Annotated in this window: 29 protein-coding genes; 18 read left to right on the top strand and 11 right to left on the bottom strand. The window is 67.5% G+C overall.

The window, feature by feature from the left end; all coding sequences use genetic code 11:
• Nucleotides 1-3 precede the first annotated feature (3 nt).
• Nucleotides 4-1,839: a gamma-glutamyltransferase family protein gene (locus IB259_RS11855; protein WP_192329105.1), complete on the bottom strand. Its 1,836-nt coding sequence runs from the start codon at nt 1,837-1,839 to the stop codon at nt 4-6.
• A gap of 105 nt (nt 1,840-1,944) precedes the next feature.
• Here IB259_RS11855 and IB259_RS11850 point away from each other — a divergent pair, with 105 nt between their 5' ends.
• Complete coding sequence (locus tag IB259_RS11850; protein ID WP_175212454.1) at nt 1,945-2,910, top strand: LysR family transcriptional regulator; 966 nt, start codon at nt 1,945-1,947, stop codon at nt 2,908-2,910.
• 9 nt (nt 2,911-2,919) lie between these two features.
• Here the strand turns inward: IB259_RS11850 and phnN are convergent, their stop codons facing one another.
• The 4 genes from phnN to phnF form a co-directional block, all read right to left on the bottom strand.
• The gene (phnN, locus tag IB259_RS11845; protein ID WP_192329104.1) at nt 2,920-3,498 is read right to left on the bottom strand and encodes a phosphonate metabolism protein/1,5-bisphosphokinase (PRPP-forming) PhnN; all 579 of its coding nucleotides are present in this window, start codon (nt 3,496-3,498) and stop codon (nt 2,920-2,922) included.
• Nucleotides 3,495-4,238 (bottom strand): DUF1045 domain-containing protein, encoded by a 744-nt coding sequence (locus IB259_RS11840; protein WP_192329103.1) that lies wholly within the window; start codon nt 4,236-4,238, stop codon nt 3,495-3,497. The genes phnN and IB259_RS11840 overlap by 4 nt, the downstream gene beginning before the upstream one ends.
• 2 nt (nt 4,239-4,240) lie before the next feature.
• Entirely contained in the window at nt 4,241-5,440 is a 1,200-nt protein-coding gene (locus IB259_RS11835; protein ID WP_119451063.1) for an alpha-D-ribose 1-methylphosphonate 5-triphosphate diphosphatase, read from the bottom strand.
• A 103-nt stretch (nt 5,441-5,543) separates the two neighbouring features.
• On the bottom strand, nt 5,544-6,266 hold the full coding sequence (gene phnF, locus IB259_RS11830) for a phosphonate metabolism transcriptional regulator PhnF (RefSeq protein WP_054451488.1): 723 nt from the start codon (nt 6,264-6,266) through the stop codon (nt 5,544-5,546).
• Between the two features lie 185 nt (nt 6,267-6,451).
• Between phnF and phnG the strand changes: the two genes are divergently transcribed.
• From phnG to IB259_RS11785, 9 genes are all read left to right on the top strand, one after another.
• Nucleotides 6,452-6,922 (top strand): phosphonate C-P lyase system protein PhnG, encoded by a 471-nt coding sequence (gene phnG / locus IB259_RS11825; protein ID WP_088142251.1) that lies wholly within the window; start codon nt 6,452-6,454, stop codon nt 6,920-6,922.
• 1 nt (nt 6,923) lies between these two features.
• Entirely contained in the window at nt 6,924-7,541 is a 618-nt protein-coding gene (gene phnH, locus IB259_RS11820) for a phosphonate C-P lyase system protein PhnH (protein WP_054451484.1), read from the top strand.
• A gap of 1 nt (nt 7,542) precedes the next feature.
• Entirely contained in the window at nt 7,543-8,658 is a 1,116-nt protein-coding gene (locus tag IB259_RS11815) for a carbon-phosphorus lyase complex subunit PhnI (protein ID WP_054451483.1), read from the top strand.
• Nucleotides 8,655-9,539: an alpha-D-ribose 1-methylphosphonate 5-phosphate C-P-lyase PhnJ gene (locus IB259_RS11810; protein WP_175181919.1), complete on the top strand. Its 885-nt coding sequence runs from the start codon at nt 8,655-8,657 to the stop codon at nt 9,537-9,539. Before IB259_RS11815 ends, IB259_RS11810 begins: the two co-directional genes overlap by 4 nt.
• Complete coding sequence (gene phnK, locus IB259_RS11805) at nt 9,536-10,312, top strand: phosphonate C-P lyase system protein PhnK (protein WP_013395684.1); 777 nt, start codon at nt 9,536-9,538, stop codon at nt 10,310-10,312. The genes IB259_RS11810 and phnK overlap by 4 nt, the downstream gene beginning before the upstream one ends.
• 2 nt (nt 10,313-10,314) lie before the next feature.
• On the top strand, nt 10,315-11,037 hold the full coding sequence (gene phnL, locus IB259_RS11800; protein WP_054451479.1) for a phosphonate C-P lyase system protein PhnL: 723 nt from the start codon (nt 10,315-10,317) through the stop codon (nt 11,035-11,037).
• Nucleotides 11,037-12,236 carry an alpha-D-ribose 1-methylphosphonate 5-triphosphate diphosphatase gene (locus IB259_RS11795; RefSeq protein WP_054451477.1) on the top strand — a complete coding sequence of 400 codons (1,200 nt, stop codon included), beginning with the start codon at nt 11,037-11,039 and terminating at the stop codon, nt 12,234-12,236. The genes phnL and IB259_RS11795 overlap by 1 nt, the downstream gene beginning before the upstream one ends.
• A 23-nt stretch (nt 12,237-12,259) precedes the next feature.
• Nucleotides 12,260-12,802, top strand: a complete 543-nt coding sequence (locus IB259_RS11790; protein WP_119450665.1) for an MOSC domain-containing protein — start codon at nt 12,260-12,262, stop codon at nt 12,800-12,802.
• 137 nt (nt 12,803-12,939) lie between these two features.
• Nucleotides 12,940-13,374: a hypothetical protein gene (locus IB259_RS11785; RefSeq protein WP_054451475.1), complete on the top strand. Its 435-nt coding sequence runs from the start codon at nt 12,940-12,942 to the stop codon at nt 13,372-13,374.
• 12 nt (nt 13,375-13,386) lie between these two features.
• Here IB259_RS11785 and IB259_RS11780 read toward each other — a convergent pair whose 3' ends face one another.
• Together IB259_RS11780 and IB259_RS11775 are read right to left on the bottom strand one after the other, a co-directional pair.
• Nucleotides 13,387-13,767, bottom strand: coding sequence for a hypothetical protein (locus IB259_RS11780; RefSeq protein ID WP_225596846.1), 381 nt, complete (start codon nt 13,765-13,767; stop codon nt 13,387-13,389).
• A gap of 149 nt (nt 13,768-13,916) precedes the next feature.
• On the bottom strand, nt 13,917-15,215 hold the full coding sequence (locus tag IB259_RS11775) for a dicarboxylate/amino acid:cation symporter (protein WP_119450666.1): 1,299 nt from the start codon (nt 15,213-15,215) through the stop codon (nt 13,917-13,919).
• Between the two features lie 356 nt (nt 15,216-15,571).
• On the opposite strand from IB259_RS11775, the gene IB259_RS11770 reads away from it, so the two are divergent.
• Both IB259_RS11770 and fba read left to right on the top strand, forming a co-directional pair.
• On the top strand, nt 15,572-16,471 hold the full coding sequence (locus IB259_RS11770; protein ID WP_192329102.1) for an SMP-30/gluconolactonase/LRE family protein: 900 nt from the start codon (nt 15,572-15,574) through the stop codon (nt 16,469-16,471).
• Nucleotides 16,472-16,673: 202 nt separating this feature from the next.
• Nucleotides 16,674-17,738, top strand: a complete 1,065-nt coding sequence (gene fba / locus IB259_RS11765; protein WP_013395676.1) for a class II fructose-bisphosphate aldolase — start codon at nt 16,674-16,676, stop codon at nt 17,736-17,738.
• 100 nt (nt 17,739-17,838) lie between these two features.
• Here fba and IB259_RS11760 read toward each other — a convergent pair whose 3' ends face one another.
• Nucleotides 17,839-18,294, bottom strand: a complete 456-nt coding sequence (locus IB259_RS11760) for a GFA family protein (protein ID WP_054451472.1) — start codon at nt 18,292-18,294, stop codon at nt 17,839-17,841.
• A gap of 263 nt (nt 18,295-18,557) precedes the next feature.
• Here IB259_RS11760 and IB259_RS11755 point away from each other — a divergent pair, with 263 nt between their 5' ends.
• From IB259_RS11755 to IB259_RS11730, 6 genes are all read left to right on the top strand, one after another.
• Nucleotides 18,558-19,439 (top strand): phosphoribosylaminoimidazolesuccinocarboxamide synthase, encoded by an 882-nt coding sequence (locus tag IB259_RS11755; RefSeq protein ID WP_049075485.1) that lies wholly within the window; start codon nt 18,558-18,560, stop codon nt 19,437-19,439.
• Between the two features lie 1,357 nt (nt 19,440-20,796).
• Nucleotides 20,797-20,955 carry a DUF5993 family protein gene (locus IB259_RS11750; RefSeq protein WP_013395673.1) on the top strand — a complete coding sequence of 53 codons (159 nt, stop codon included), beginning with the start codon at nt 20,797-20,799 and terminating at the stop codon, nt 20,953-20,955.
• Between the two features lie 10 nt (nt 20,956-20,965).
• Nucleotides 20,966-21,538 carry a disulfide bond formation protein B gene (locus IB259_RS11745; protein WP_054451470.1) on the top strand — a complete coding sequence of 191 codons (573 nt, stop codon included), beginning with the start codon at nt 20,966-20,968 and terminating at the stop codon, nt 21,536-21,538.
• A 103-nt stretch (nt 21,539-21,641) separates the two neighbouring features.
• Nucleotides 21,642-22,163 (top strand): 5-(carboxyamino)imidazole ribonucleotide mutase, encoded by a 522-nt coding sequence (purE, locus tag IB259_RS11740; RefSeq protein ID WP_054451468.1) that lies wholly within the window; start codon nt 21,642-21,644, stop codon nt 22,161-22,163.
• A gap of 5 nt (nt 22,164-22,168) precedes the next feature.
• Entirely contained in the window at nt 22,169-23,359 is a 1,191-nt protein-coding gene (locus tag IB259_RS11735; RefSeq protein WP_192329101.1) for a 5-(carboxyamino)imidazole ribonucleotide synthase, read from the top strand.
• Nucleotides 23,360-23,371: 12 nt separating this feature from the next.
• Nucleotides 23,372-24,424, top strand: a complete 1,053-nt coding sequence (locus tag IB259_RS11730; protein WP_054451464.1) for an L-threonylcarbamoyladenylate synthase — start codon at nt 23,372-23,374, stop codon at nt 24,422-24,424.
• Between the two features lie 10 nt (nt 24,425-24,434).
• Here the strand turns inward: IB259_RS11730 and IB259_RS11725 are convergent, their stop codons facing one another.
• The 3 genes from IB259_RS11725 to IB259_RS11715 are packed head-to-tail and all read right to left on the bottom strand — an operon-like array spanning nt 24,435 to nt 26,610.
• Complete coding sequence (locus IB259_RS11725) at nt 24,435-25,262, bottom strand: IclR family transcriptional regulator C-terminal domain-containing protein (protein WP_054451462.1); 828 nt, start codon at nt 25,260-25,262, stop codon at nt 24,435-24,437.
• A complete protein-coding gene (locus IB259_RS11720) occupies nt 25,262-25,903 on the bottom strand; it encodes a 3-oxoacid CoA-transferase subunit B (RefSeq protein WP_119450584.1) in 642 nt (213 codons plus the stop codon). The genes IB259_RS11725 and IB259_RS11720 overlap by 1 nt, the downstream gene beginning before the upstream one ends.
• Before the next feature lie 26 nt (nt 25,904-25,929).
• A complete protein-coding gene (locus IB259_RS11715; RefSeq protein ID WP_054451457.1) occupies nt 25,930-26,610 on the bottom strand; it encodes a 3-oxoacid CoA-transferase subunit A in 681 nt (226 codons plus the stop codon).
• Nucleotides 26,611-26,618: the final 8 nt, after the last annotated feature.

The following is a 26,618-nucleotide window of genomic DNA, read 5'->3' as shown; positions in this document are numbered from 1 at the left end:
GGTTCAGCGGCCGGCGGCATAGCCCTGCATGCCGCGCGGGTTGGCGCCGGCGCGCAGCAGCAGGCCGCCGCCCGCGGCAGGCTCGCGGGTGCAGGCGCTGATGCGGCCTTCGGACCAGTCCGGCCCCACCTTGACCTCGTGGCCCGCCGCGCGCAGCGCCTCCAGCGTGGCGGCCGGCATGCGCGATTCCACGGTCAGCCGGTTCAAGGTAAGGCTGCGCGGCCAGAACGAGCCCGGGAAGTGATCGATATGCCAGGAGGGCGCTTCGATCGCCTCCTGCAGATTCATGCCCATGACATGGCGCAGGAAGAATGCCACCGTCCATTGGTCCTGCTGGTCGCCGCCCGGCGTGCCGAATGCCATGTAAGGCTGCCCGTCGCGCAGCGCGAGGCCGGGCGACAGCGTGGTGCAGGGACGCTTGCCCGGTTGCAGTTGGCCCGGCACGCCTTCGTCCAGCCAGGTCATCTGCAGGCGCGTGGTCAGCGGGAAGCCCAGGCCGGGCACGACGGGGCTGGACGACAGCCAGCCGCCCGACGGCGTGGCGGCCACCATATTGCCGTCGCGGTCGATGACGTCGATCTGGCAGGTATCGCCCACGAAGATCTCGCGCGCCGCCCATTCGGCTACCGGCGGCAGTGCGGCGAAGGTCGGTTCGCCCACGCCGAAGCGGGTGTCGGAGGCAGCCAGGGTGCGCACGGCTGCGTCCAGGTCGGGCAGGCGCGGTGTCTGGCCGCCAGGGCTGCCCGGCAGGAACTCGGACGAAGCGTGCGCGCCGATGCCTGCCGCGCGGGAGCGGGCGTACTCATCGCTGAGCAAAGCGGCCAGCGGCACCTGCGTGCAGGCAGGGTCGCCGTACCAGGCGGTGCGGTCGGCGAAAGCCAGCTTGGCCGCCTCGGCCACGTAGTGCACGAATTGCGGCGAGGTCGGCTCCAGCCCGTCCAGGCCCAGGTGCCGCAGTATCGTCAGTTGCTGCAGGTGGACCGGGCCTTGCGACCAGCCCCCGCACTTGGCCACGGTGTAGCGGCCGTATTGGACAGTCAGAGGCTCGTCGTAGGTGGCGCGCCAATCGGCCAGATCGGATTTGCGCAGCAGGCCGCGGTTGAGCTGGCCCGTGGTATCGCGTACCTCGGCCTGCGTGTAATAGTCGTCGATCGCGTCGGCCACGAAACCGCGGTACCAGACCTCCAGCGCAGCATCGATGCGGCCGCGCCGGTCGGTGCTGCGGGCGTGCGCCTCGTCCAGGATTCGGGTATAGGTGGCGGCGATGGCGGGCGTGCGGAACAGCGCGTCGGGCGCAGGTACGCGGCCGTCCGGCAGCCAGACCTCGCGCGAACTGGTCCATTCGTCGCGGAACAGCGCCTGCACCGCCAGAATGGCCTGCGAAATGCGCGGCACCAGCGGAAAGCCGTTGCGCGCATAGTCGATCGCCGGGCGCAGCACATCGGCCAGTTCCCAGGTGCCGTAGTCGCGCAGTAGGGTCAGCCAGGCGCCGAAGGCGCCGGGCACCGTGGCGGGCAGCAGGCCGATGCCGGGCACCAGGTCCAGGCCCAGGCCGCGGAAATAGGCGGGCGTGGCCAGCGCGGGCGCGGGGCCCTGGCCGCAGAGCGCGCGCATGCGCTGTTCCCGTTCGCTCCAGAGCAGGATGGGCACTTCGCCGCCCGGACCGTTCAGGTGCGGTTCCACGATCTGCAGCGTGAAGCCGCCCGCGACCGCCGCGTCATAGGCATTGCCGCCGCGCTCCAGCACGCTCATGGCCACTTGCGAGGCCAGCCAATGGGTGGAAGAGACCACGCCGAAAGTGCCGCGTATTTCGGGGCGGGTGGTGAAGGATGCGCTCATGAGGCCGGTCCGGGCAGCAGGGGATGCTTGCAGTATAGGGTCATGAAATAACTGATTTTTCCTTTTTTGGCATAATTGAATAACCAATTGGTTATAGGAAAGATCGTGACCTGGGATGCCGCCCGTCTCGCCAACCGTCTCAAGCATCGCCACCTGGCGCTGCTGATCGAAATCGCCAGGCACGGCTCGCTCACGCGCGTGGCCGCCGCGGCCGGCATCAGCCAGCCCGCCGTCACCAAGGCGCTCACGGAGATCGAGGGCATCTTCGGCGCGCCGCTGTTCACGCGCACCGGTCGCGGCCTGCAACCCACGCCGCTGGGCGACCTGGCCCTGGTGCGCGCGCGCCACATGCTCAGCGACCTGGACCTGTGGGCGCGCGAGGTCGAGGCCCTGCACGCCGGCCGTTCCGCGCATCTGCAGGTGGGCGTGGTGCCCTACGTGTCCAGCGCCTTGCTGACGGCGGCCATCAGCCGCCTGCACCAGCGCCACGGCGTGACGCTCAGCCTGCACCGCGCCACCACCGACCATCTGGTGCCCATGCTGCGCCGGCACGAACTGGACTGCATCATCAGCCGCGCCACCTCGACCGTGGCGCCGGAGGATCTGATCCACCGCGTGCTGTACCGCCAGCGGCCGCGCCTGATCGCGCATGGCCGGCTTGCGCAGCGGCTGGCGCGGCGCAAGCCGGACTGGGCCGCGGTGGCGGCGATGGACTGGGTGCTGCCAGCAGCCAACACTCCCACGCGCCAACTGATCGTGGAGCACTTCATCCGCGCCGAATTGCAGCCGCCATCCCCCGTGTTGGAGGCGTACTCCACCGACGTGATCGAAGGCATGCTGACGATGAACGAGACCCTTATCTCCGTGGTGCCGGAAGACATCGCGCGCGAACTCTGCCAGCGCGGCAAGCTGGGCATGGTGCCTTGGGACTTCGGCTGGGAGTTGCCGCCGATCAACCTGATACGGCGCAAGCGCGAACAGCCGCTCGCAGCGGAGGAATGCTTTTCCGAGATCCTGCTGGATCTGTGCGGAGACGCCGCGGCGCCCTGGGGCCAGGGCGACCCGCGTTGAACGGCGGCGCTAGGCGTTGAGCTTGTCGCGGGCGATGTTCAACAGTGCGGCGGCAGCGGTTTCCGGGGCGGCATCGTTGCTGACGCGCAGCAAGCGGCATTGTGGCGGTACGGGGAATGCCTGCGTCGCCCGCGCCAGGCGCTGCGCGATCTGTTCCGCGCTTTCCCGCCCGCGTCCCGCCAGGCGACTGACGAGCTGGCCGGGATCAACCGTGACTTCCACGGCGGTCAAGGCCGGGTAGCGCGAGTGCGCCTGTTCCAGGTGCGCGCGCGAGCCGTTGATGATGACCGCGGCGCCGCATGACAGCCAGGCGTCTATTTCGATGCCGATGCCGTAGTGCAGGCCGTGGCTGGCCCAGCGCAGGGCAAAGCAGCCCAGGGCGGCGCGGCGTCCGAACTCGTCTTCGGTCAGGCTTAGCGCGTCTTCGGTGGCGCCGCTGTCGCGGGTGATGTAGCGATGCGCGACCAGCACGGGCTCATCGCCGCGCAGCTCGGCGCGCAGCAGGCGCAGCAAGGTGTCCTTGCCGCTGCCCGAAGCGCCCATCAGGTAGATCAGCCTGGCGCCGTCGGCGGGAACCGAGGCGCTCATGCCGCCGCCGGTCCTTGCAGATAGCCGGCTCCAGCCGCATCGATGCTGGAACCATCAAAACCGTAGTGCCTCGCCGCGACGAAGTCCGCGCCCGGCGCGGGCTGCACGTAGACGCTGACTCCGGGCACGGCCATGGGCTGCCCGCGCAAGGGATCGGCGAACGCGGCGATTTCGGCCTGCGCTTGCGACAGCGCCTCGCCTTGCAGCTTGCCGGTCAACGTAATGTGGAAGACGTAGGTATCGAATACGTACGGATAGCCCCAGCGCGCCAGCATGGTTTGCTGCGCCGGACTGAGCGATTGCGGTTGGCGGCGCGCGGTTTCCTCGGGCGTGGGCGGCGCGCGCAAGGGATCTAGGTCGCGCACGGCGGCTTCGGCCAGGGCCTGGATCCGCACGCGTCCCTGCGTGTCGGACGCAGCGATGCGCCAGGCCAGGAAGCCGCGCAGCGGTTCGCATTCCAGTTCCAACGAGAACGGCGTGCCGCCTGCGGCCAACTGGCGGGCGGCCGCGTCGACCTGTTCGGGGCTTGCGCCCGGGTTCAGGCGGAAGGGCGGCTTCAGCGTGGCGTGCAAGCCATAGTGGCGCGGCGCTTCGGTCCAGTTGCGCGCTTCCGCGTTCTGGCCCGGCCGCGGCGGCAGCGCCAAGCCGGTGTCGGCGCAACGGCCCAGCCAGCGGCTGCCGTGTTCGCGCCAGGGGCCGGTGGGCGCCAGGTACAGGGCGTAGCGATGGGCGAGGGGCATGGTCAGGCCGCCATGCGCTGGCTGTGGCTGTCGTCGAAGGCGCGCGTGGCGTAACGCAGTTCGCCGCCCACGATCGCGGCGCAGACGCGGGGCAGCCCCGGCACCTGGTCATCCACCACGATGGCGTCGGCGATCAGTCCGGGCGCGAGCGCGCCGCGATCCTTCAGGCCGGCGGCGCGGGCCGGATTCAAGGACACCAGATCCCAGGCTTGCGCCAGCGGCAGCACGCCGTCGTTGGCCAGCTTCATCACCGCGGCCAGCGGGGCGGGGTAGTAATAGTCGGACGTCAGGATGTCGCACAGGCCCGCGCGGACCATTTCGGTGGCGCTGGGCGCGCCGGTGTGGCTGCCCCCGCGCACGACGTTGGGCGCGCCGAAGACCACGGAATCGCCCAGGTCGCGGGCCACGCCGGCGGCCTCGCGGGTCAGCGGAAACTCCGCCACGCCGCAGCCCAGCTGGTGGTAGTAGCGGCGGGTGGCGGCGTCCGGATCGTCGTGCGAGGCCACCTTCAAGCCCGCTTCCTGCGCGCAGCCGGTCAGCTCGCGCATGGCGTCCGCCACCGAATCGGCGGCTGCCATGGCGGCGCGGATCCGGTCCTGGAAGACGTCGAGGTCGCACTCGGCGCGGTTGGCGTACTGCATCAGTTTGCGCTCGTCGCCCAGGCGGCGCGCCATGCTGGGCAGGTGGTCGTTCAGCGCCAGGAAGCGCACGCGGCCGTCGCGTATCCATTGCTGGGCAATATCCAGGCCGCCCACGTGATGGGTTTCGAAGCGCAGGTGCACATAGTGCCGCGCGCCCATGAGATAGCGCATTCTTTCCAGCGCGTCGAACATGCGTTCGGCGTAAGCCTCGCCGCGCAGCCCGCCTTCCCAGGACAGGGTCACGCCATGGAACTCGGTGGTGATGCCGTTGGCCAGCAGCTGGCGGTCCACGTCGAACAGGGCGCTGTCGTACGGAAAGGTCACGCTGGGCCGCGGCATGACTGCGCGCTCGAAGGCGTCGCCGTGCAGGTCCACGATGCCGGGCAACACCAGCAGATCGCCGGCGTCGAACCAGGGCGCGCCCCGCGGCGCGGCGGCGGCGGAGCCTTCGATCAGTCCGCCATGGAACCGCAGGCTGGCCTGTTCGACGCCGCGCGGCGTCAGGATGCGTTGGCCTGTGACACCGGCCAAGGGCGAGGGGGCGTGCGTGTGTGTGTTCATGGCGTGACGTTAGCGGGATTGCATTACAACCAGATGTCTAGATGAGTTAATCCGTTGGCCGGAGTCTTCCGCGCCGCCTGCGCGCGCAGGCGGCGGCCTTGCGTCAGCTGTCGTCCGTCACCATCAGCTGGACCATGTCGCCCACGAAGCGCGCCACGCTATATTGCAGCGGCGAGCCTTCCTGGTCCACATTCAAGGCCTCCACCTGAAGAATGGGGCGGGTCTTGGGCTGGCCCAGCAGGCGGGCGATTTCGGGCGTGGGCAGGGCGGCGGTGATGCGCGACCACTTGCGCGTGTAGTCGCCGATGCCATAGTGGGCATAGACCTTGGAGATCGAGCGCAGCGACGCCAGGCGGTCGGCGAAGTCGGGGAAGCGCTTTTCGTCGAAGAAATGTTCCGAGACGCTGATCGGGCGGTTCTCGGCTTTGCCTACGATCTGCACGCGCAACAGCGGCGCGGTACGCGTCAGGCCCAGGTGCTTGGCGATGTCGCCGGCGCGCAGGCTCTGGCTGCCCAGGACTTCCTGGTGGCCCAGCATGCCCTGGCTGCGCAGGTTCTCGGAAAAGCGCGTGCGCTTGCCGATGGCGTAGTCGATCGCGTGTTCCTGGACGAAGGTGCCGCGGCCTTGTTCGATGCGGACCAGGCCGCCTTGTTCGAGTTCGCCCATCGCGCGGCGGATGGTGTGGCGGTTGACGGAAAACTTGGCGGCCAGCTCGGGCTCGGACGGCAGCTGTTCGCCTGCCGCATAGAGCTTGTTGCGGATATCGTCCGCCAGCGCTTCGCCGATTTGCCGCCAGACGGCGATGCCGGAACCTCTTTCGACCATAGGGTGTGCTCGTGCTGTCACATCAGCTTCATGAAGAATGGCAGTGATTGTGCACCATGCAGCGGCGGCCGCAAAGGCGCTGCGGACGCGCTGCAACTGTCATCAAAAATTCACGCCAGGCTGTTGAACTTCCATTTCGGAGCGATCATACTCCATCCGGTCGTCTAGACGTTTAGAGGAAAAAGATGGATCACCCCAAGACAGGGCAGGATGCGGCGGGCGCGCAACGCGCCGCCTGGATGCGCGTGCTGGCGCTGGCCGATCCGGCCGCGCTGGATGGCGCTTTTTGCGCGCTGGCGGGCAAGCCGGAACACCAGACGTTGCGCCCCGCGCAAACCGGCATGGCCATGGTGCGCGCCCGCAGCGGCGGCACTGGGGCCCGCTTCAACCTGGGCGAAATGAGCGTGACACGTTGCGCGGTGACGATGGGCGAGGGCGTGGTGGGCGTGGCTTATGTGCAGGGCCGCTCGCAGCGCCATGCCGAGCAGGCGGCCGTGGCCGACGCCCTGCTGCAACTGCCGGAATGGCATGACACGGTGCAGGCACAGCTGATCCAGCCGCTGGCCCGCCTGCATGCCGAACGGGTCGAGCGCCAGGCCCGCGTGGCGGCGCAGACCAAGGTGGAATTCTTCACGATGGTGCGAGGCGAGGACTGACATGCAGCAACAGATACAAGCCGCCGCGGCCTCGGGCCGGGCGCTGCTCCCCGGATTCGCGGATCCCGTCGGCGACGCGCAGGCCACGTTCCGCGCCGCGCTGGACGCCATGGCCCACCCGGGCCGCATCCATGAAATCCTGATCGAAACCGGCGTGCCGGCGGGCCTGTCGCCTGCCATGACCGCGCTGCTGCTGACGTTGGTGGACGTGGACACGCCGCTCTGGCTGCCTGAAACCGTCAGCGCGGACGCGATCGCGTTTCTGCGATTTCATTGCGCCTGCCCCATCGTGCCATCGCCCTCGCTCGCGCGTTTTGCCGCGGTGCCGGCTGGCAGCAAGGCGCCGGCGCTTTCGGCTTGCCACCAGGGCGATCCGGCCTATCCCGATCTGTCTACCACCTTGCTGATCGAGGTCGAATCCCTGTCGGGCGGGGAACCCGCCATCCTCAGCGGCCCGGGTATCAAGAGCCAGCAGCTGCTGCATGCGGCAGGGCTGCCCGAGGGTTTCTGGCGCGAGTGGCGTCTCAATCATCAACGGTTTCCGCTCGGTGTCGACGTGTTCCTGACGCACGAGCGTCGGATCTGCGCACTGCCGCGCAGCACGCGCAAGGAGAACTGACATGTACGTAGCCGTAAAAGGGGGCGAACGCGCCATCCTCAATTCCTACCGCATGCTGGACGACTACCGGCGCGGCGACCGCGAAGTGCCCGAGCTGAGCCTGGACCAGATCCGCGAACAGATGCCGCTGGCGGTATCGCGGGTCATGGCGGAGGGCTCGCTCTACGATCCGCAACTGGCGGCGCTGGCCATCAAGCAGGCCGCGGGCGACCTGATCGAAGCGGTGTTCCTGCTGCGCGCCTACCGCACCACCTTGTCGCGCTTTGGCTATACCCAGCCCATCGACACCGGCCGCATGCGCCTGCAGCGCCGCATCTCGTCCACCTTCAAGGACGTGCCTGGCGGCCAGATCCTGGGACCGACCTACGACTACACCCAGCGTCTGCTGGACTTCTCGCTCGAAGCGCAGCGCGAAGCCGACGCCTTGCCGCCGGGCGGCGAGGCGCTGGATAGCGCGATGCCGCGCGTCACCGACCTGCTGGCGCATGACGACCTGATCGACGCGGAAGCCGTGCCCGAAGGCGATCCCGAACCCTTCGACCTGACCCGGCAGCCGCTGGATTTCCCGGCCTCGCGCGCGGCCCGCCTGCAGAACCTGGCGCGCGCAGACGAAGGTTTCCTGCTGTCCATGGGCTATTCGACCCAGCGCGGCTACGGCAATACCCACCCCTTCGCCGCCGAGATCCGCTACGGCGCGCTCGAGGTGGAAATGCACATCGAGGAATTGGGATTCGCCGTCACCGTGGGCGAGATCGAGATCACCGAATGCCAGATGGTCAGCCAGTTCGCGGGCAGCGCCGAGGAAGGCCCGAAGTTCACCCGGGGCTATGGGCTGACCTTTGGCTATGGCGAACGCAAGTCCATGTCGATGGCGCTGGTGGACCGCGCGCTGAAGGCGCGCGACCTGGGCGAACGCGCCGATTCGCCTGCCAATGATCACGAGTTCGTGCTCTATCACAGCGACAACGTCGAAGCCTCCGGTTTCGTGCAGCACTTGAAACTGCCGCACTACGTGGACTTCCAGGCCAATCTTGAACTGTTGCGGCGCATGCGCGCCGAACGCGCCGCGCCCGAGGCCGCGCGCAACGATCTGATGGACGAGGCGGTTTCCCCATGACTACGCAACACGCAACGGTCGAACGCGACGACCACTACAACTTCGCCTATCTGGACGAATCCACCAAGCGCATGCTGCGCCGCGCCTTGCTCAAGGCCGTCGCCATCCCCGGCTACCAGGTGCCTTTCGGCAGCCGCGAAATGCCGCTGCCCTATGGCTGGGGCACTGGAGGCATCCAGGTCACGGCGTCCATCATTGGCGCAAACGACGTGCTGAAGGTGATCGACCAGGGTTCGGACGACACCACCAACGCGATCAACATCCGCCGCTTCTTCGGCCGTGTCACGGGCGTGGCGACGACGGAATCCACTTCTGCCGCCACCATCGTCCAGACCCGCCACCGCATCCCCGAGACGCCGCTGGCGGAAGGGCAGATCATGGTGTTCCAGGTGCCCATTCCTGAACCGCTGCGCTGGCTGGAGCCTTCCGAAACCGAGACGCGCACCATGCACGCGCTGGCCGAATATGGCGGCATGCACGTCAAGCTGTACGAGGACATCGCGCAGCACGGCCATATCGCCACCACCTATGACTATCCTGTCATCGTGAACGGACGCTACATGATGCGGCCTTCGCCCATCCCCAAGTTCGACAACCCCAAGCTGGACCGCAGTCCTGCGCTGATGCTGTTCGGCGCGGGCCGCGAAAAGCGCGTCTACGCGGTGCCGCCCTACACGCAGGTGAAGAGCCTGGACTTCGAGGACCATCCGTTCAGGGTCGAGACCTGGAACGAATGCTGCGACCTGTGCGGATCGCGCGAGAGCTATCTGGATGAAATCATCCTGGACGACGCCGGCACGCGCCGCTTCGTCTGCTCCGACACCGAGTACTGCAACGACCGGCAGGCGCAACAGCAAGCCAACCAGGAGACCGCGGCATGAACGCCCAACCTTTGCTTTCAGTGCGCAACATGACGCGCACCTGGGACGGCGTGCACGGCTGCCGCAACGTCAACTTCGATCTGTATCCGGGCGAAGTCCTGTGCGTGGTCGGCGAGTCCGGTTCCGGCAAGAGCACGCTGCTGTCGGCCGTGTCGTACCAGACCAGGCCGGACGCGGGCAGCGTCTGGTACGACACCCGCGACCAGGGCTTTACCGACCTGGCCGCGCTGCCCGGCGCACGCCTGCGCCTGCTGTCGCGCACCGACTGGGGCTTCGTGCGGCAGAACGCCCGCGACGGCCTGCGCATGCAGGTCAGCGCGGGCGCCAACATCGCGGAGCGGTTGATGGCCGTGGGCGACAGGCATTACGGCGACTTGCGTCAGGCCGCTGGCAACTGGCTTCAGAAGATGGAGATCGACGCGGGACGGCTGGATGACAGGCCCACCTCGTTTTCGGGCGGCATGCAGCAGCGCTTGCAGATCGCCCGCAACCTCGTGACGCACCCGCGCCTGGTGTTCATGGACGAACCCACGGCTTCGCTGGACGTATCGGTGCAAGCGCGCTTGCTGGACCTGCTGCGTCAGCTGGTGGCCGATCTGGGTTTGGCTGCGATCGTCGTGACCCACGACCTGGCCGTGGCGCGCCTGCTGGCGCATCGGACCCTGGTGATGCGCGGCGGCGAAGTGGTCGAAAGCGGCCTGACCGATCAGATCCTCGACGATCCGCAGCATCCCTACACCCAGTTGCTGGTGTCCTCCATTTTGCAGAGCTGACCATGCCTGAAAAGACTCCCATGATCGAGGTGCGGGGCCTCGGAAAGATGTTCACCCTGCATAACCAGGGGGGCATGCGCCTGCCCGTGCTGGAGTCGGTCGACTTCGACGCGGCGGCGGGCGACTGCCTGGTGCTGGCGGGACCGTCCGGCACCGGCAAGAGCACCCTGCTACGCTGCCTGTACGGCAATTATCTGGCGACCGAAGGCAGCATCCGGGTGCGCTGGAACGACGAATGGGTGGAGCTGGCCGGCGCCCCCGAACAACGCATTCTGGCCTTGCGGCGCGAGGTGATCGGCTACGTCAGCCAGTTCCTGCGCGTGATTCCGCGCGTGTCGGCGCTGGACGTGGTGGCCGAACCCCTGCGCGCAGCGGGCGTGGAGGCCGACGAAGCCCGCTCCCGCGCAGCAGCCCTGCTGCAACGCTTGAACGTGCCGCCGCGCCTGTGGGGACTGGCGCCCGCCACGTTCTCGGGCGGCGAGCAGCAGCGCGTGAATATCGCTCGCGGTTTCATCGCGCGCCATCCCATCCTGCTGCTGGATGAACCCACCGCGTCGCTGGACGCGGACAACCGCCAGGTCGTGATCGCGCTGATCCGCGAGGCCATGGCAGAAGGCCGCTGCCTGCTGGGCATCTTCCACGACGCCGAAGTGCGCGATGCAGTCGCCACGCAGACGCTGGCCTTGCGTCCCGCCCAACCCGCCCTGGCCGACCTGGAGCAATGATGCAGAGCACCTATCTCACCCATGCCCGCGTGGTACTGCAGGACCGCATCCTGGAGGACAGCGCCGTGCTGATCGACGATGGCCGCATCGTCGCCATCGAACCTGCCGGCGCGCGCGCGGACCGCGAGATCGATCTCCGTGGCCAGACCTTGCTGCCTGGTTTGATCGACCTGCATTGCGATGCCATCGAAAAGGAAGCCGAGCCGCGTTCGCGCGTGTTGTTTCCGCTGGATTTTGCCGTGGCCCAGGTGGACCGCCGCAATGCCGCGGCCGGCATCACCACGCCGTATCACGCGCTGTCCTTCGCCAACAGCGAGTGGGGCGTGCGCAACAACCAGACGGCGGCGGAAGTGGTGCGCACGGTGCGCGCCTTCGGCCAGCACAGCCTGGTCGACAACCGCGTCCACTGCCGCTACGAAGTCACCGACGCGTCCTCGGTGGACGTGCTGCGCGCGCTGATGGACGAGGGCGCGGTGGACCTGCTGTCGGTGATGGACCATTCTCCGGGGCAGGGCCAGTTCAAGACGCTGGAGTCCTATCTGCAGTACATGATGGGCAACCATGCCATGAGCCGCGAGCAGGCCGAGGAGGCCGCGCAGGCCAAGACGCGCGCCAAGGATGGCGCGGTGGCGCGGGTGGAGGCGCTGCTGTCGCATGCGCAGGGACTGGGCATCCCCACCGCCAGCCACGACGACGATTCGATCCAGCGCATCGCCACCATGCGCAACCTGGGCGTCGCGATGAGCGAATTCCCGATCACCCTGGATACCGCGCGCGCCGCGGTGTCCTGCGGACTGCCCACCATACTGGGCGCGCCCAACGTGCTGCGCGGCCAGAGCCAGAGCGGTTCCATGCGCGCCATCGATGCCATACGCGCGGGCGTGGCCAGCTGCCTGTGTTCGGACTACCAGCCGTCGGCGTTGATCGCCGCCGCCTACACGGTGGCGGCTCAGACCGACCTGACGCTGCCACAGGCGGTCGCGCTGGTGACGCTGAATCCGGCGCAGGCTTGCGGCCTGTCCGACCGCGGGCGCATCGCGCCGGGGCTGCGCGCGGACCTGGTGGCGGTGGCGCAAGTGGGCACGCAGCCGCTGATCAGCCATACCTGGTCGGCGGGGCGGCTGGTATTCTCGGCGCACTATCCGCCCGTGCGCGCCAGCGAGCAGCGGGCGTCCGAAAAGCAGGCCGTGGCGGCCTGAACCGGTTCCTGGAGAGAGATGTGTTGCATCCCATCGTGACAGCCGTGGCCTGCAGCCCGACGCACGGGTTCAGCAAGCCGGTGGTGCCGGCCATCATGTTGCTGAAAGGGCTGGGCGTGGAAGGCGACGCCCACATGGGCGTTACGGTCAAGCACCGCTCCCGCGTCAAGGCGGATCCCGCCCAGCCCAATCTGCGGCAGGTCCACCTGATCCACGGCGAGCTGCACGACGAGCTGCAGCTTGCCGGTTTCAACGTGGCCGAAGGCACCATGGGCGAGAACATCACCACCCGCGGCATCGACCTGCTGGGCCTGCCGCGCGGGGCGCGCCTGCATATCGGCGCGGATGCGGTGGTCGAGATCACCGGTCTGCGCAATCCCTGCTCCCAGCTCGACAACTACCAGCAGGGCCTGACCGCCGCTGTGCTGGGCCGCCATCCGGACGGCAGCCTGATGCGCCGCGCCGGCATCATGGGCATCGTGATCGAAGGCGGCACGGTGAGCGCCGGCGATCCCATCCTCGTGGCGCTGCCCGACCTGCCGCACCTGCCGCTGGAGCGTGTCTGAACGCTGTCCGCGCAAGGCCGGCCTGTCGCAAAAACATCGCCGATATGCGCAGCCGGGAGGCCGTGCATCTGGTTAAATGACGGGAAAGGCGCGGCCGCGATTTCCGCGGTGCGCCGGCCCTTTTTCCGGAGTTTGCGATGGCACGATTCAATTTCACCCAGGATCCCGAGGAACCCGATCTGTGGGCCGCGGAGAACGTCGCCGCCGGCAAGGGCCGTCCGCCCATCCACGTGATGATCCAGACTGACGGCGAAGAACCCGACAGCAGCGCGTCCAAGGTGGTCAAGGCCATCATCGACGACCTCGACGACCAGATCCTGGCTGCGGCCGAATTCCTGCTGGAAAACTACTCCTACGAGCACTACAAGAAGCTCGGCCTGGACGACAACCAGCTGCTGCAGGAAGAAACTCCCGAAGCCATGGCCCAGCATGCCGTGCTGCGCGCGCTGTGGCTGTTCGACGAAGACGGCGACGGCTATGAACTGTGGTTCACGCTGCCCTGGGATCCGGTGCACACCTACGACGTGGAATTCGAGGACGGCGCGCCCGTCTCGTGCTCGGTCAACGACTAGGGCGTACAGCGCCTAGGGCCGGTCCAGCTCGAACTTCGTCGCCTGGCTCTGGCCCAGCGAATCGTCATAGCGGTACAGCATCTTCAGGGTCTTGCCCTTGCGGACCGTGTTGGCGGCGGTGTTCTCCAGCACCACGTCGATCTCGCGGCCGACGAATTCGGTGCAGTCGGTATCGGCGCGGGCGCCATCGGGGATGTCCGCGTTCCTGACCTTCAAGCGAAATATCAGTTGCGTCAGTTCCGTACCGTCGGTGCGGTACTGGCGCATCACCACGGGCAGGTTGGCCACGGTGCCGCCCAGCTCGCAGGAAATGCGGGTCCAGGCGTGGGAGGCGGGCGCGGCGGACATCAGGGCCGCGGCTGCCAGGGCGCAGCGCAGGCTAAGGCGTTTCATGGCATGAGGACTGAGCGTGGCGCCCATGCGCGCCGCGCCGGGATGGGGAGCGAAGGGCTTATATGTTGCTCCCCGCCATGGCGCCGGTCAAGCTGGCGCTAGCCATGAAAAAAACGGGCCATGCGGCCCGTTTTTCATTGCCCGCTGCGTCAGGCGTTCTGGCGTGCGGCCTGGCCCGCGGGGGCTTCCTCGGCCGCGGCGGACTCGGTATCGGCCGTGTCTTCGCGATTGCCTTCCAGCTTGGAGATCACGGCGGTGGCCAGGCTGTTGCCGACCACGTTGGTGGCGGTGCGGCCCATGTCGAAGAACTGGTCGATGCCCATGATCAGCAGCAGGCCCGCTTCCGGCAGATGGAACATCGGCAGGGTCGCGGCCACCACCACGAGCGAGGCGCGCGCCACGCCGGCCATGCCTTTGCTGGTCACCATCAGCACCAGCAGCAGGGTCAGCTGCTGCGTAAAGCTCATCTGGATGTTGTAGGCCTGGGCGATGAACAGTACCGCGAAGGACTGGTACATCATCGAGCCGTCCAGGTTGAAGGAGTAGCCCAGCGGCAGCACGAAGCCCGAGATGCGCTTGGGCACGCCGAAACGCGTCAGCGCCTCGATGGTCTTAGGGTAGGCCGATTCACTGCTGGCCGTGGAAAACGCCAGCAGCGTGGGCTCTTTGATCAAACCGCCCAGGCGGAAGGTCGACTTGCCCAGGAACAGATAGCCCACGGCGAACAGAATGGCCCACAGCAGCGCCAGGCCCAGATAGAACTCGCCTATCAGCTTGCCGTAGCTCACCAGCACGCCCAGGCCCTCGGTGGTGATGGCGGCGGCCATGGCGGCGAACACGCCCAGGGGCGCAAAGCGCATCACGTAGTCCGTCACCCGGAACATGATCTTGGCCAGCTCGTCGATCAGGTTGTAGATGGTGTTGTGGCCCTTGCCGCGGATGAAGGACAGGGCGGCGCCGAAGAACAGCGAGAACACCAGGATCTGCAGGATCTCGTTGTTGGCCATGGCCTCGGCGATGCTGCGCGGGAATACGTGCGTGATGAAGGCCTTGAGCGTGAAGTCGCCCGTCTTCAGGCCTGAGGTCAGGTTCGCGTCCGGCAGCGCCAGGTTCATGTGCGCGCCGGGCTGGAAGATGTTGACCAGCGCCAGGCCCAGCAGCAGCGACAGGGCCGAGGCGGCGATGAACCAGACCATGGCGCGCATGCCGATGCGGCCCACGGCGCTGGCGTCGCTCATGCTGGCCAGGCCGGTCACCAGGGTGGCGAAGACCAGCGGCGCGATGATCATCTTGATCATGCGCAGGAAGATGTCGGTGACGAGACTGAAGTACGAGGCGATCTGCAAGGCCTCTTTCTCGTTCTGCGCGTAGTTGTGGCAGAAATAGCCCACCACGATGCCCAGCACCATGGCGATGCCGATGTAACGCGTCAGCTTCTTAGTGTTCATGATCAAAACGGAAAACAGGGATCGTTTGCCTGGCCCGGCAGGGCGGGCGCGCCGGCAAGAGGCGGGCAAGAGGATCCGGAGAGGGAATGCCAGGGTAGGCCGAGAGGTCCGGGTTTACCCTTGGGGCGCGATCTTAACGCCGCGCACCTGACACGCAGTTGTCAGATCGGGGACGGATAAGGCGGCTTACCCGGGAGCGGCTTCGGGACCGGCGATGCCGAAGTTGTATCAATTTGGAACTGCTGCGCTATCGCTCGCGCTCATGCCAGAATGGGCCGATCCCGGCGTGCGCGGCAGCGGCGCAGGGCAACACGAACAACAGGCCCCTGCGCGGGGCCGCACAAGGAGACCAGGCAATGCCGAAACGCGAATTGTCCGTGCTGGCGTCCGGATACACCTATCTGGAGGGGCTGCGCTGGCACGAAAACCGCTTGTGGGCGTCGGACTTCTATACCGAGCAGGTCATCGCCGTGGACCTGGATGGCAAGGTCGAGCAGATCTGCAAGGTGCCGCAGCAGCCGTCCGGGCTGGGCTGGCTGCCGGACGGCCGCCTGCTGATCGCGTCCATGAAGGATCGCAAGCTCTTGCGGCGCGAGACGGACGGCACGCTGGCCGTGCACGCCGACCTGTCGGCGTACACCGGAGGCCCGGTCAACGACATGGTGGTGGATGCGCAGGGTCGGGCCTATGTGGGCAATTTCGGTTTCGACCTGATGGCGGGCGAGCCGGTCCGCAATACCGGCATCGTGCGCGTCGATCCCGAGGGCTCGGCGCGCCAGGTGGCCGACGGACTGTGCTTTCCCAACGGTTCGTTCATCACGCCGGACGGCAAGACCATGATCGTCAACGAAACCTTCGGCAACCGCATTTCCGAGTTCGACATCCTGGCCGATGGCGGGCTGGGGCCGCGCCGCGACTGGGCCGATTTCGGCCCCTTGCCGGCCAGCGACGACCTGGGCGTGTTGATCGCCGCCTCCGCCATCGGACCGGACGGCGGCGCGCTGGACGCGGAAGGGGCCTTGTGGGTGGCAGACGCCATCGGCAAGCGCATCGTGCGCGTGGCGCGCGGCGGCAAGATCCTGGAGCAGATCGACACCGGCGAATTCGGCATCTTCGCCGCCGCCCTGGGCGGGCCGGACGGCCGGACCCTGTTCATGGCGGCCGCGCCCGACTTCATCGAGGCCAACCGCCGGGCCAGGCACGAAGGCTGCATCCTGATGACCCGGGTGGACGTGCCGCACGCCGGTCGGCCGTAGGCGCTGCGGTTTCTGGCGCGGCGCAAGCCGCCGCGCCATCGGTCCTTCGGGGGAGCCGAAGGCTGGCCTGAGCCTTTCGTGCTCATCTGAATGGACCGGATACGGGCGGTTGCAAGACCTTTCGTCGAATCCCCCGTAAAATCACCCCATTCAGCAAGTCTTCAATCATCTTTCAATAGACAGTACCTAAGGAGGACCACTCATGGCCCTAGTCTCCATGCGCCAGTTGCTCGACCACGCCGCCGAGCACGGCTACGGCATTCCCGCTTTCAACGTCAACAACCTGGAGCAGGTCCAGGCCATCATGGAAGCCGCTGCGGAGACCGACAGCCCGGTGATCATGCAGGCCTCGGCCGGCGCGCGCAAATACGCGGGCGAAGGCTTCCTGAAGTACCTGATCCAGGCCGCCGTGGAAACCTATCCCCACATCCCCGTGGTCATGCACCAGGATCACGGCCAGTCGCCCAAGATCTGCCAAGGCGCCATCGACCTGGGCTTCTCCAGCGTCATGATGGACGGCTCGCTCAAGGAAGACGGCAAGACCATCGCCGACTACGACTACAACGTCGAAGTGACCAAGAAGGTCGTGGACACCGCCCACAAGCTGGGCGTGACGGTCGAAGGCGAACTGGGCTGCCTGGGCTCCCTGGAAACCATGGAAGGCGACAAGGAAGACGGCCACGGCGCCGACGGCAAGCTGACCATGGATCAGCTGCTGACCGACCCGGAACAAGCCGCCGACTTCGTGCGCCGCACGCAGCTGGACGCCCTGGCCATCGCCATCGGCACCAGCCATGGCGCCTACAAGTTCACGCGCAAGCCCACCGGCGACATCCTGTCGATCTCCCGCATCAAGGAAATCCACGCCCGCCTGCCCAACACCCACCTGGTGATGCACGGCAGCTCCAGCGTGCCGCAGGAACTGCTGGCCGAGATCCGCGAATTCGGCGGCAACATGAAGGAAACCTACGGCGTGCCCGTCGAGGAAATCCAGGAAGCCATCAAGTACGGCGTGCGCAAGATCAATATCGACACCGATATCCGTCTGGCCATGACCGGCGCGATCCGCCGCTTCTTCGCTGAAAACCCGGAAAAGTTCGACCCGCGCGAATACCTGAAGCCGGCCCGCGCCGCCGCCAAGGCGATCTGTGTGGCTCGCTACACCGAATTCGGCACCGCCGGCAACGCCAGCAAGATCAAGGCCCTGCCGCTGACCGAAATCGCCGCGCAATACGCGTCGGGCAAGCTGGCTCAAGTGGTGCAGTAAGCATCTGCCGCAGGCGCATGACGCCAAAAGGCGTCTGGCGCCAAAGCGAAAAAAGGGCGGTCCACCCAGGTGGACCGCCCTTTTTTTGTCTGCGCCGCCGCTAGGGCGCCGGCGAGTTGCGGGGAAAGTGCGGCACGGTACGGTCCACGTGGTGCCAGGACGGGGCCGACTCGGTCCAGAGGGTGGCGCGGGCGCGGAAGGCTTCCGGATCGTCCAGCGAACCGGCCCGCACGATGTCATAGCCCATGCCCGCCGAATTGCCGAACAGCGGAGTGCCGCAGTCCGCACAGAAGCTACGCATCACGGTATGGCCGGATTCGCCGCGGTAGCGGTGCTCTTTGGGGCTGCCGCGCAACAGCGTGATGGAGCCGGTCGGGAAGATCAGGGCATGGGCGGGGGCGCCGCCGCTGGAGTATTGGCAGTCCCGGCAATGACAGGTTGCCGCCATGATCGGTTCATCGGTGATGGCGTAGCGGACAGCGCCGCATTGGCAACCGCCGGTCAGGTGCACCTGCGCGTCGGCGTGGGCGCTGCGTTTTAGGGAAGCATCCTGCATACGGCTTTGTCTCCGGCTTGGGGTCAGCGCCGTGACGCGAGAGGCGGCCGGCGCGCATCATAGGGGAGGCAAGAGCCTAACCCGGCCGCCGGGCGGCGTCGAGGGGAGGGCCGGCAAAACCTGCCCATTTGCAGTAACCTATGCGCTTCGCAGGACCCGCGCGCGCCGCGCCGGCCTTGCCCGCAGTTCCCGGATTCCGTTCTACTTCCCGCCCTGGCGCTTGCCCGAGGCGGGAATCTTCATTATTGCCATAGGCCATTCCCGTGACTTCTGCTTTGCATCAATCCAGCATCAAGTCCTTGCCGCTGCTGGGCCGCGGTAAGGTGCGCGACATGTACGCGGTGGGCGACGACAAGTTGCTGATCGTCGCATCGGATCGCATCTCCGCGTTTGACGTGATTCTTGACGACCCCATCCCCGGCAAGGGACAGGTGCTGACCGAACTGACCGAGTTCTGGCTGCAGAAGCTGGCCCACATCCTGCCGAACCACTCCACCGGCATCAAGCCCGAAGACGTGGTCGCGCCGGACGAAGTCGACCAGGTGCGCGGCCGCGCCGTGGTGGTCAAGCGCTTGAAGCCCATCCTGGTGGAAGCGGTCGCCCGCGGCTACCTGATCGGCTCGGGCTGGAAGGACTACCAGGCCACCGGCGCCGTCTGCGGCATCAAGCTGCCCGCCGGCCTGCAACAGGCAAGCCAGCTGCCCGAACCGATCTTCACGCCCGCCGCCAAGGCCGAGTTCGGCATGCACGACGAGAACGTGGACTTTGCCCACGTGGTCAAGGAAGTCGGCCAGGAAATGGCCGAGCGCATCCGCGACGTGACCCTCAAACTGTATGCCGAAGCCGCCAAGTTCGCGGCCACCAAGGGCATCATCATCGCCGACACCAAGTTCGAATTCGGGCTGGACGACGACGGCACGCTGTATCTGATGGACGAAGTGCTGACGCCGGATTCCTCGCGCTTCTGGCCTGCCGACGGCTACCGCGTGGGCATCAGCCCCCCGTCGTTCGACAAGCAATTCGTGCGTGACTGGCTGGAAACCCAGACCTGGGACAAGACCCCGCCCGCGCCGCGCCTGCCGCAGGACGTGCTGGAAAAGACCGCCGCCAAGTACCGCGAAGCCTTGGACCGCCTGGTCGCCTGAACGCTGCCGGGTAAGGAAAGCCCGCTCCCAAGGCGTCTGGATGAAGAAAATCCGGATCGCACTTCGGTTTTGTGGGGCGGGGTTCTTGAGTCGCCAGCGTCCGGACTGCGGGATTCCGATGCTCGCCCCGGTGGGGCTGCGCTTCGGATCCCTCCGCCCGGCCGCCGGCTCACGGCATCTGCCCCTGAACGGGGTCCAAAACCAACGCATTAGGCGACTGTAGCCGAGGCGGCCCGGAGCCATCCGAAGCGCAGCCCCATTGGGGCGAGCATCGGAATGGCGCAGGGCAGCCTCGGCGGCTAAAGAACTCCGACATCCGCAAGCTCGAGGCCCTGCCGCTTCGGTGTTGTGAGGCGGGGTTCTTGAGTCGCCGGCGTCCGGACTGCGGGATTCCGATGCTCGCCCCGGTGGGGCTGCGCTTCGGATCCCTCCGCCCGGCCGCCGGCTTACAGCATCTACCCATGAACGGGTCTGAAGCCAGCGCATTAGGCGACTGCCAGCCGAGGACCCCGGAGCCATCCGAAGCGCAGCCCCACCGGGGCGAGCATCGGAATGGCGCAGGGCAGCCTCGGCGGCTAAAGAACTCCGACATCCGCAAGCGCGAAGCCCTGCCGCTTCGGTGTTGTGAGGCGGGGTTCTTGAGTCGCCGGCGTCCGGACTGCGGGATTCCGATGCTCGCCCCAGTGGGGCTGCGCTTCGGATCCCTCCGCCCGGACACCGGCTTACAGCATCTACCTATGAACGGGGTCTGAGGCCAACGCATTAGGCGACTGCCAGCCGAGGACCCCGAAGCCATCCGAAGCGCAGCCCCACCGGGGCGAGCATCGGAATGGCGCAGGGCAGCCTCGGCGGCTAAAGAACTCCAACATCCGCAAGCGCGAAGCCCTGCCGCTTCGGTGTTGTGAGGCGGGGTTCTTGAGTCGCCGGCGTCCGGACTGCGGGATTCCGATGCTCGCCCCGGTGGGGCTGCGCTTCGGATCCCTCCACCCGGACACCGGCTTACAGCATCTACCTATGAACGGGGTCTGAGGCCAACGCATTAGGCGATTGCCAGCCGAGGACCCCGAAGCCATCCGAAGCGCAGCCCCACCGGGGCGAGCATCGGAATGGCGCAGGGCAGCCTCGGCGGCTAAAGAACCCTGACGCCCGCAAGCTCGAAGCCCTACCGCTTCGCCCCCAGCAAGTTGGATTTACGTCCAACTTACCGCGGCCGGTCCAGATGGAGCGGTTTTTTTCGACCCGAAAAGCGCTTGCCCTGCAAGTGTTATCAGGGCTTTCGATAGGATTTATTGCGAATTGTGACGTTATAATTCCCGGCTGCTTGCATGGGGACGTTCCCCAGAAAGGAGCTCCCAGCATGGTAATGATGTTGCCTTTCCTGACTGGCCTGATCGCGGTGTGGTTCGGCATGCTAGGCAGGCGCCGCCCCTGCGTGACCTTCTGGCTGCTGACGCTGGCGCTGTTCGCCGCCTGGTGCCAGTACCACATGACCAGCCCTCTGGCCTTGTCGTTCTGAGGGCGGGGCAATGATCTTCTCCCGCAATCCCGCGCGCGGCTCGCGCGTCCTCAATGGCCTGGCGCTGCTGGGCGTCACCAGCGTCCTGGGCATGGCCTTCTTCTGGCAGATCGCCTACGACGAGCTGCCTTGTCCGCTGTGCCTGTTGCAGCGCGTGGCGCTGCTGCTTGCGGGCGTGGGCTTCTTGCTGAACATGCGGTTGGGGCCTTCGCCCATGCACTATGCGATGAGCATCGCGGCCGCATTGGGCGGCATGCTGGCCGCCGGCCGGCAAGTGCTGCTGCACATCGCGCCGGGCGATCCGGGCTACGGCTCGCCCTTCCTGGGCCTGCACTTCTACACCTGGGCGTTCATCGCCTTTGCCGCCATCATCGTGTTCTGCGCCGTGATGCTGGCCGTCGACCGCAAATGGGGCGACAACATGCTGCGCAAGCCGGTGTCGGTGCTGGGCGTGCTGGTCATGGCCCTGTTTTTCCTGGCGGCGCTGGCCAATGTGGGCAGCACCACGCTGGAGTGCGGTTTCGGGCCTTGTCCGGACAACCCCGCCAGCTACCAATGGCTGGATTCCGCCTCCGCGACATAGCCCTTGCCGGCGCCGGGTAAAATACCGGGTTTCGCGGCATCCGTCCGCGGTCCTTTGACTTTCCGCGGCCCTGCGCCGCGGTCTCAACTCTACGACACCGGTTATGACAGCCAAGACTTCCGCAGCGGCAGAGGCCACCCCCGTGGTGGGCGTGATTATGGGTTCTTCCAGCGATTGGGAGGTCATGAAGCACGCGGTCACGATGCTGGAGGATTTTGGCGTTCCCCATGAGGCGCGCGTGATCTCCGCGCACCGCATGCCGCAGGACATGGCCGAGTACGGCGCGGCGGCGCATGCCCGCGGCCTGCGCGGCATCATCGCCGGCGCCGGCGGCGCGGCGCACCTGCCGGGCATGATGGCCGCCCTGACCGAAGTGCCGGTGTTCGGCGTGCCGGTGCCGTCCAAGTACCTGCGCGGCGAGGATTCGCTGCTGTCCATCGTGCAAATGCCCAAGGGCGTGCCGGTGGCCACTTTCGCGATCGGCGAAGCCGGCGCGGCCAATGCCGCGCTGCACCTGATCGCTACCCTGGCCGGCACGGACGCGGGCTTGCACAAGAAGCTGGTGGCGTTCCGCGCCCGCCAGACGCAAGCCGCGCGCGACATGAAGGTTCCGCCCGAGGCCTGATCAGAATGACTCAATCGACTGCTTTCATGATTGCTCCTGGCGGCTGGCTGGGATTGCTGGGCGGCGGCCAACTGGGCCGCATGTTCTGCCACGCGGCCCAGAGCCTGGGCTACAAGGTCGCGGTGCTGGATCCGGCCGCCGAATGCCCGGCGGGCATGGTGGCCGACCTGCACATCCAGGCCGCCTATGACGACGAGGCCGGCCTCGAGCGCCTGGCCCAGACCTGTCAGGCCGTCACCACCGAGTTCGAGAACGTGCCCGCGGACAGCCTGCGCACGCTGGCCACGCGCTGCCGCGTCAGCCCGGCCGGAGACGCCGTGGCCATCGTGCAGGACCGCATCGCCGAAAAGACGTTCATTGCCTCGCAAGGCATTGCTGTCGCGCCGCACGCCGCGATCCGCAGCGATGCCGACCTGCGCGCAGCGCCCCAAGGGCTGTTTCCGGGCATCCTGAAAGTCGCGCGCCTGGGTTACGACGGCAAGGGCCAGGCCCGCATCAACACGCGCGAGGAAGCGCTGGCGGCCTTCGCCGAATTCGGCGGCGTGGCCTGCGTGCTGGAAGCGCTGATGCCGCTGGACTACGAAATTTCCGTGGTGCTGGCGCGCGGCTTCGATGGCGCGAGCGTGGTGTTCCCGGTGGCGCGCAACGTGCACCGCGACGGCATCCTGGCGGTGTCGACCGCGGCGCCGGTGCAGCAGGACGCAGCCCATGCCGAAAGGCAGGCCCGCGCCACGCAGGCCGCGCAAGCCATCGCGCAGGGGTTGGGCTACCACGGCGTGCTGTGCGTGGAATTCTTCGTGCTCAAGGACGGCAGCCTGATCGTCAACGAGATCGCGCCGCGCCCGCACAACAGCGGCCACTACACCATGGATGCCTGCCTCAGCAGCCAGTTCGAGCAGCAGGCGCGCGCCATGGCCGGCCTGCCGCTGGGCGGCTCCGACCTGCTGGCGCCCGCCGTCATGCTGAACATCCTGGGCGACATCTGGTATCCGTCGGCCACCGCCACGGCGCAGCGCGAACCCGATTGGGCCGCCGCGCTGGCCGTGCCAACCGCCAAGCTGCACCTGTACGGCAAGCGCGAAGCGCGCCGTGGCCGCAAGATGGGCCACATCACGATCGTGGCGCCCACCCTGCAGCAGGCTCGCGACGACGCCGCCCGCGTGGCGGCGGCGCTGGGCATGCAGGCTCCCGAGTAAAGCGCGGATTCCATGACTTCCTTGTCCCCGTCAGCGTCCGCCACCGCCGCGGAGATCGCCCACGCCGCCCAGCGCATGCTGGACGGCGAGCTGGCCGCATTTCCCACCGAGACCGTCTACGGCCTGGGCGCGGACGCGGAAAACCCGCAAGCGGTCGCCAAGATCTACGCCGCCAAGGGTCGGCCTTCCAACCATCCCGTCATTGTGCACATCGCGCCGCAAGGCGATCTGTCGTACTGGGCGGCGGAAGTGCCGCAAGAGGCGCGCCTGCTGATCGACGCCTTCTGGCCCGGTCCGCTCACGTTGATTCTCAAGCGCGCGCCGCACATCGTCGACACGGTCAGCGGCGGCCAGGACAGCATCGGCATCCGCTGCCCCTCGCATCCGGTGGCGCAGGCGCTGCTGGCGGCTTTTGCCGCGGGCAAGCCCAACGGGCAGGGCGGCGTCGCGGCGCCATCTGCCAACAAGTTCGGCCAGGTGTCGCCGACGCGCGCCGAGCACGTGCGCAGCGAGTTCCCCGAGGAAGTCGCGGCCGGCATGCCGGTGCTGGAAGGGGGCGCCTCGGAAGTGGGCATCGAGTCCACCATCCTTGACCTGTCGCGTCTGGACCGCGGCGCCGGCCCCGTGCTGCTGCGTCCCGGCCACATCAGCGCCGCGCAGATCGAGGCCGTGCTGGGCGTGCAGGTCTTCGCGCCCGACGCCGCCGCGCCCAGGGCATCGGGCACGCTGAAGGCGCACTACGCGCCGCGCACGGCGCTGGAGCTGGCTTCCGACGCACGCCTGCGGGACGTGGTGCAGGGGCAGGGCCTGCCCGAAGGCAAGGTCGTGGTGGTCGCCTACGGCGATCGCCCCGATGCGCTTGACGGGCGGGTGCAGTGGCAGGGCGTGCCAGCCGATCCGGCGCGCTATGCGCAGGCGCTTTATGGCCTGCTGCGCGACCTGGACAAGCAGGGCTACGCCCGCATCATCGTGCAGGCGCCGCCTGCCACCGATGACTGGCACGCGGTCAACGACCGCATCGGCCGCGCCGCCGCTGCCTTCACGCTGGATACGACGGACCTGTAGGCCTTGCGCCTCAGGCCGCCAGGAACTCCCCGATCCGCTCCACCGCCTGCCGCAACGGCGGCAGGAACTCCTCCGTCAGCCGGTTCAGCGGCACCCGCGCCGCCTTGACACTGACGTTGACCGCGCCGCAGGCCTTGCCGCTGGCCGAGCGCACCGCCACGGAGATGGCGCGCACGTTCAGTTCCAGTTCCTGGTCGACGACGGCGTAGTCCTGCTCGCGGATGCGCGCGAGTTCGGCGCGCAGCTTGTCCTCGGTGACCAGCGTGAATTCCGTGTACGGCTGAAGCTCGGTCGCGGCGAAGTAGCGGGCCAGCGCGGGTTCAGGCAATTGCGCCAGCAGCACCCGGCCGATCGAGGTGCAGTACGCCGGCAGCCTGCTGCCCAGCCCCATCGAGGTCGCCAGCAGGCGGGTCACCTCGGAACGCGCCAGGTACAGCATCTCGTGGCCTTCCATGATGGCCAGCGCGCAGGTCTCGTTGATCGTGGCGCTGAGTTCTTCCAGCACCGGCTGCGCCAGCGACACAAAGGGCGTGGACGAGAAATAGGCGTAGCCCAGGCCCAGGATGCGCGGGGTCAGTACATAGAGCCTGCCGTGCTGTTCGGCGATGCCCAACAGGATCAGCGTGTGCAGGCAGCGCTGTACCACGGCGCGCGGCAAGCCGGCGCGGCGGCTCAGTTCGGCCGCGGTCTGCGGATGGCGGCGGGTGCCGAAGGCGCGGATCACATGCAGCCCGCGCGCCAGCGTCAGCATGTAATCCGGATCGCCGCGCAGCTGGTCGGGATGGTCTTCCGCTGCGAGCGGCGCGGCGTAGCCGGGCGGCGGAAGATTGGGCCGCATCAGGCTGCGCGCAATGGCGCGCCGGTGCGCGCCTGGAGGGCTGAGAGGGTCATGCCGTCGATCATATCCCGAACCAGCAGCCCGTCCGGCGTGACCTCGATGACGGCCAGGTCGGTATAGATGCGGTCCACTACGCCGGCGCCCGTCAGCGGATATGTGCAGCGTTCGACGATCTTGGGCTCGCCGCTTTTGCTGTTGTGTTCCATCATGATGTAGACGCTGCGCGCGCCCACCGCCAGGTCCATCGCGCCGCCCACGGCCGGCGCTTCCCCCGGCTTGGCCAGCGACCAGTTGGCCAGGTCGCCGTTGGCGGCGACCTGCATGCCGCCCATGACGCAGATGTCCAGGTGGCCGCCGCGCATCATCGCGAACGAATCGGCGTGATGGAAATACGCGCCGCCTTCCAGCAGGGTCACGGGCTGCTTGCCGGCGTTGATCAGGTCCAGGTTGATGTCGGCTTCGGCGGGCGGCGGACCCATGCCCAGGATGCCGTTTTCGCTGTGCAGCACGATCTCGCGGCCGGCCGGCAGATGCGCGGCCACCAGCACAGGCATGCCGATGCCCAGATTGACATAGCTGCCGTCGGGTATGTCCTGGGCCAGGCGGCGCGCCATGGCCTCTCGGGTCAAGGGTTGGAACATGCGGACTCCTTGGGATTCGGCCAGCCCTAGCTGGAAAAGGCGGCGTTGGCCACCTGGGTGACGCGCGTGACGAAGATGCCCGGCGTCACCACGGCTTCGGGCGAGAGTTCGCCCAAGGCGACCTTGGCGCGCACCTGCACGATGGCGGTCCTGGCCGCCATGCACATGACGGGACCGAAGTTGCGCGCGCTTTTGTTGTAGGTGAGGTTGCCCCAGCGATCAGCCAGGTCGGCCTTCACCAGCGCGAAGTCGCCATGCAAGGGATGTTCGAAGACGTGGCCGCGGCCGTTGATCATGCGGGTTTCCTTCCCGCGCGCCAGTTCGGTGCCATAGGCCGTGGGCGTGTAGAACCCGCCGAGGCCCGCGCCGGCCGCCCGCAGGCGTTCGGCGATGGTGCCTTGCGGCACGCATTCCAGTTCGATGCGGCCCTGGCGGTAGAACTCGTCGAAGACCCAGGAGTGCGACGCCTTGGGAAACGAGCAGATCACCTTGCGCACGCGCCCGGCCTTGATCAACGCCGCCAGGCCGGTTTCGTGGTTGCCGGCGTTGTTGCTGACCACGGTGAGCTCGCGCGCGCCCTGCGCGATCAGCGCGTGGATCAGCTCGGTGGGCATGCCGGCGCCGCCGAAACCGCTGATCAGCACGGTGGCGCCGTCGTGCACGTCCGCAACGGCGGTCTCGGGAGTGTCGTAGAACTTGTCGATCATGCGGGGCT

The sequence above is a fragment of the Achromobacter sp. ACM04 genome, from assembly GCF_014851465.1.
Taxonomy (GTDB): domain Bacteria; phylum Pseudomonadota; class Gammaproteobacteria; order Burkholderiales; family Burkholderiaceae_B; genus Achromobacter; species Achromobacter aegrifaciens.
This window is presented reverse-complemented; position numbering and strand designations above follow the sequence as displayed.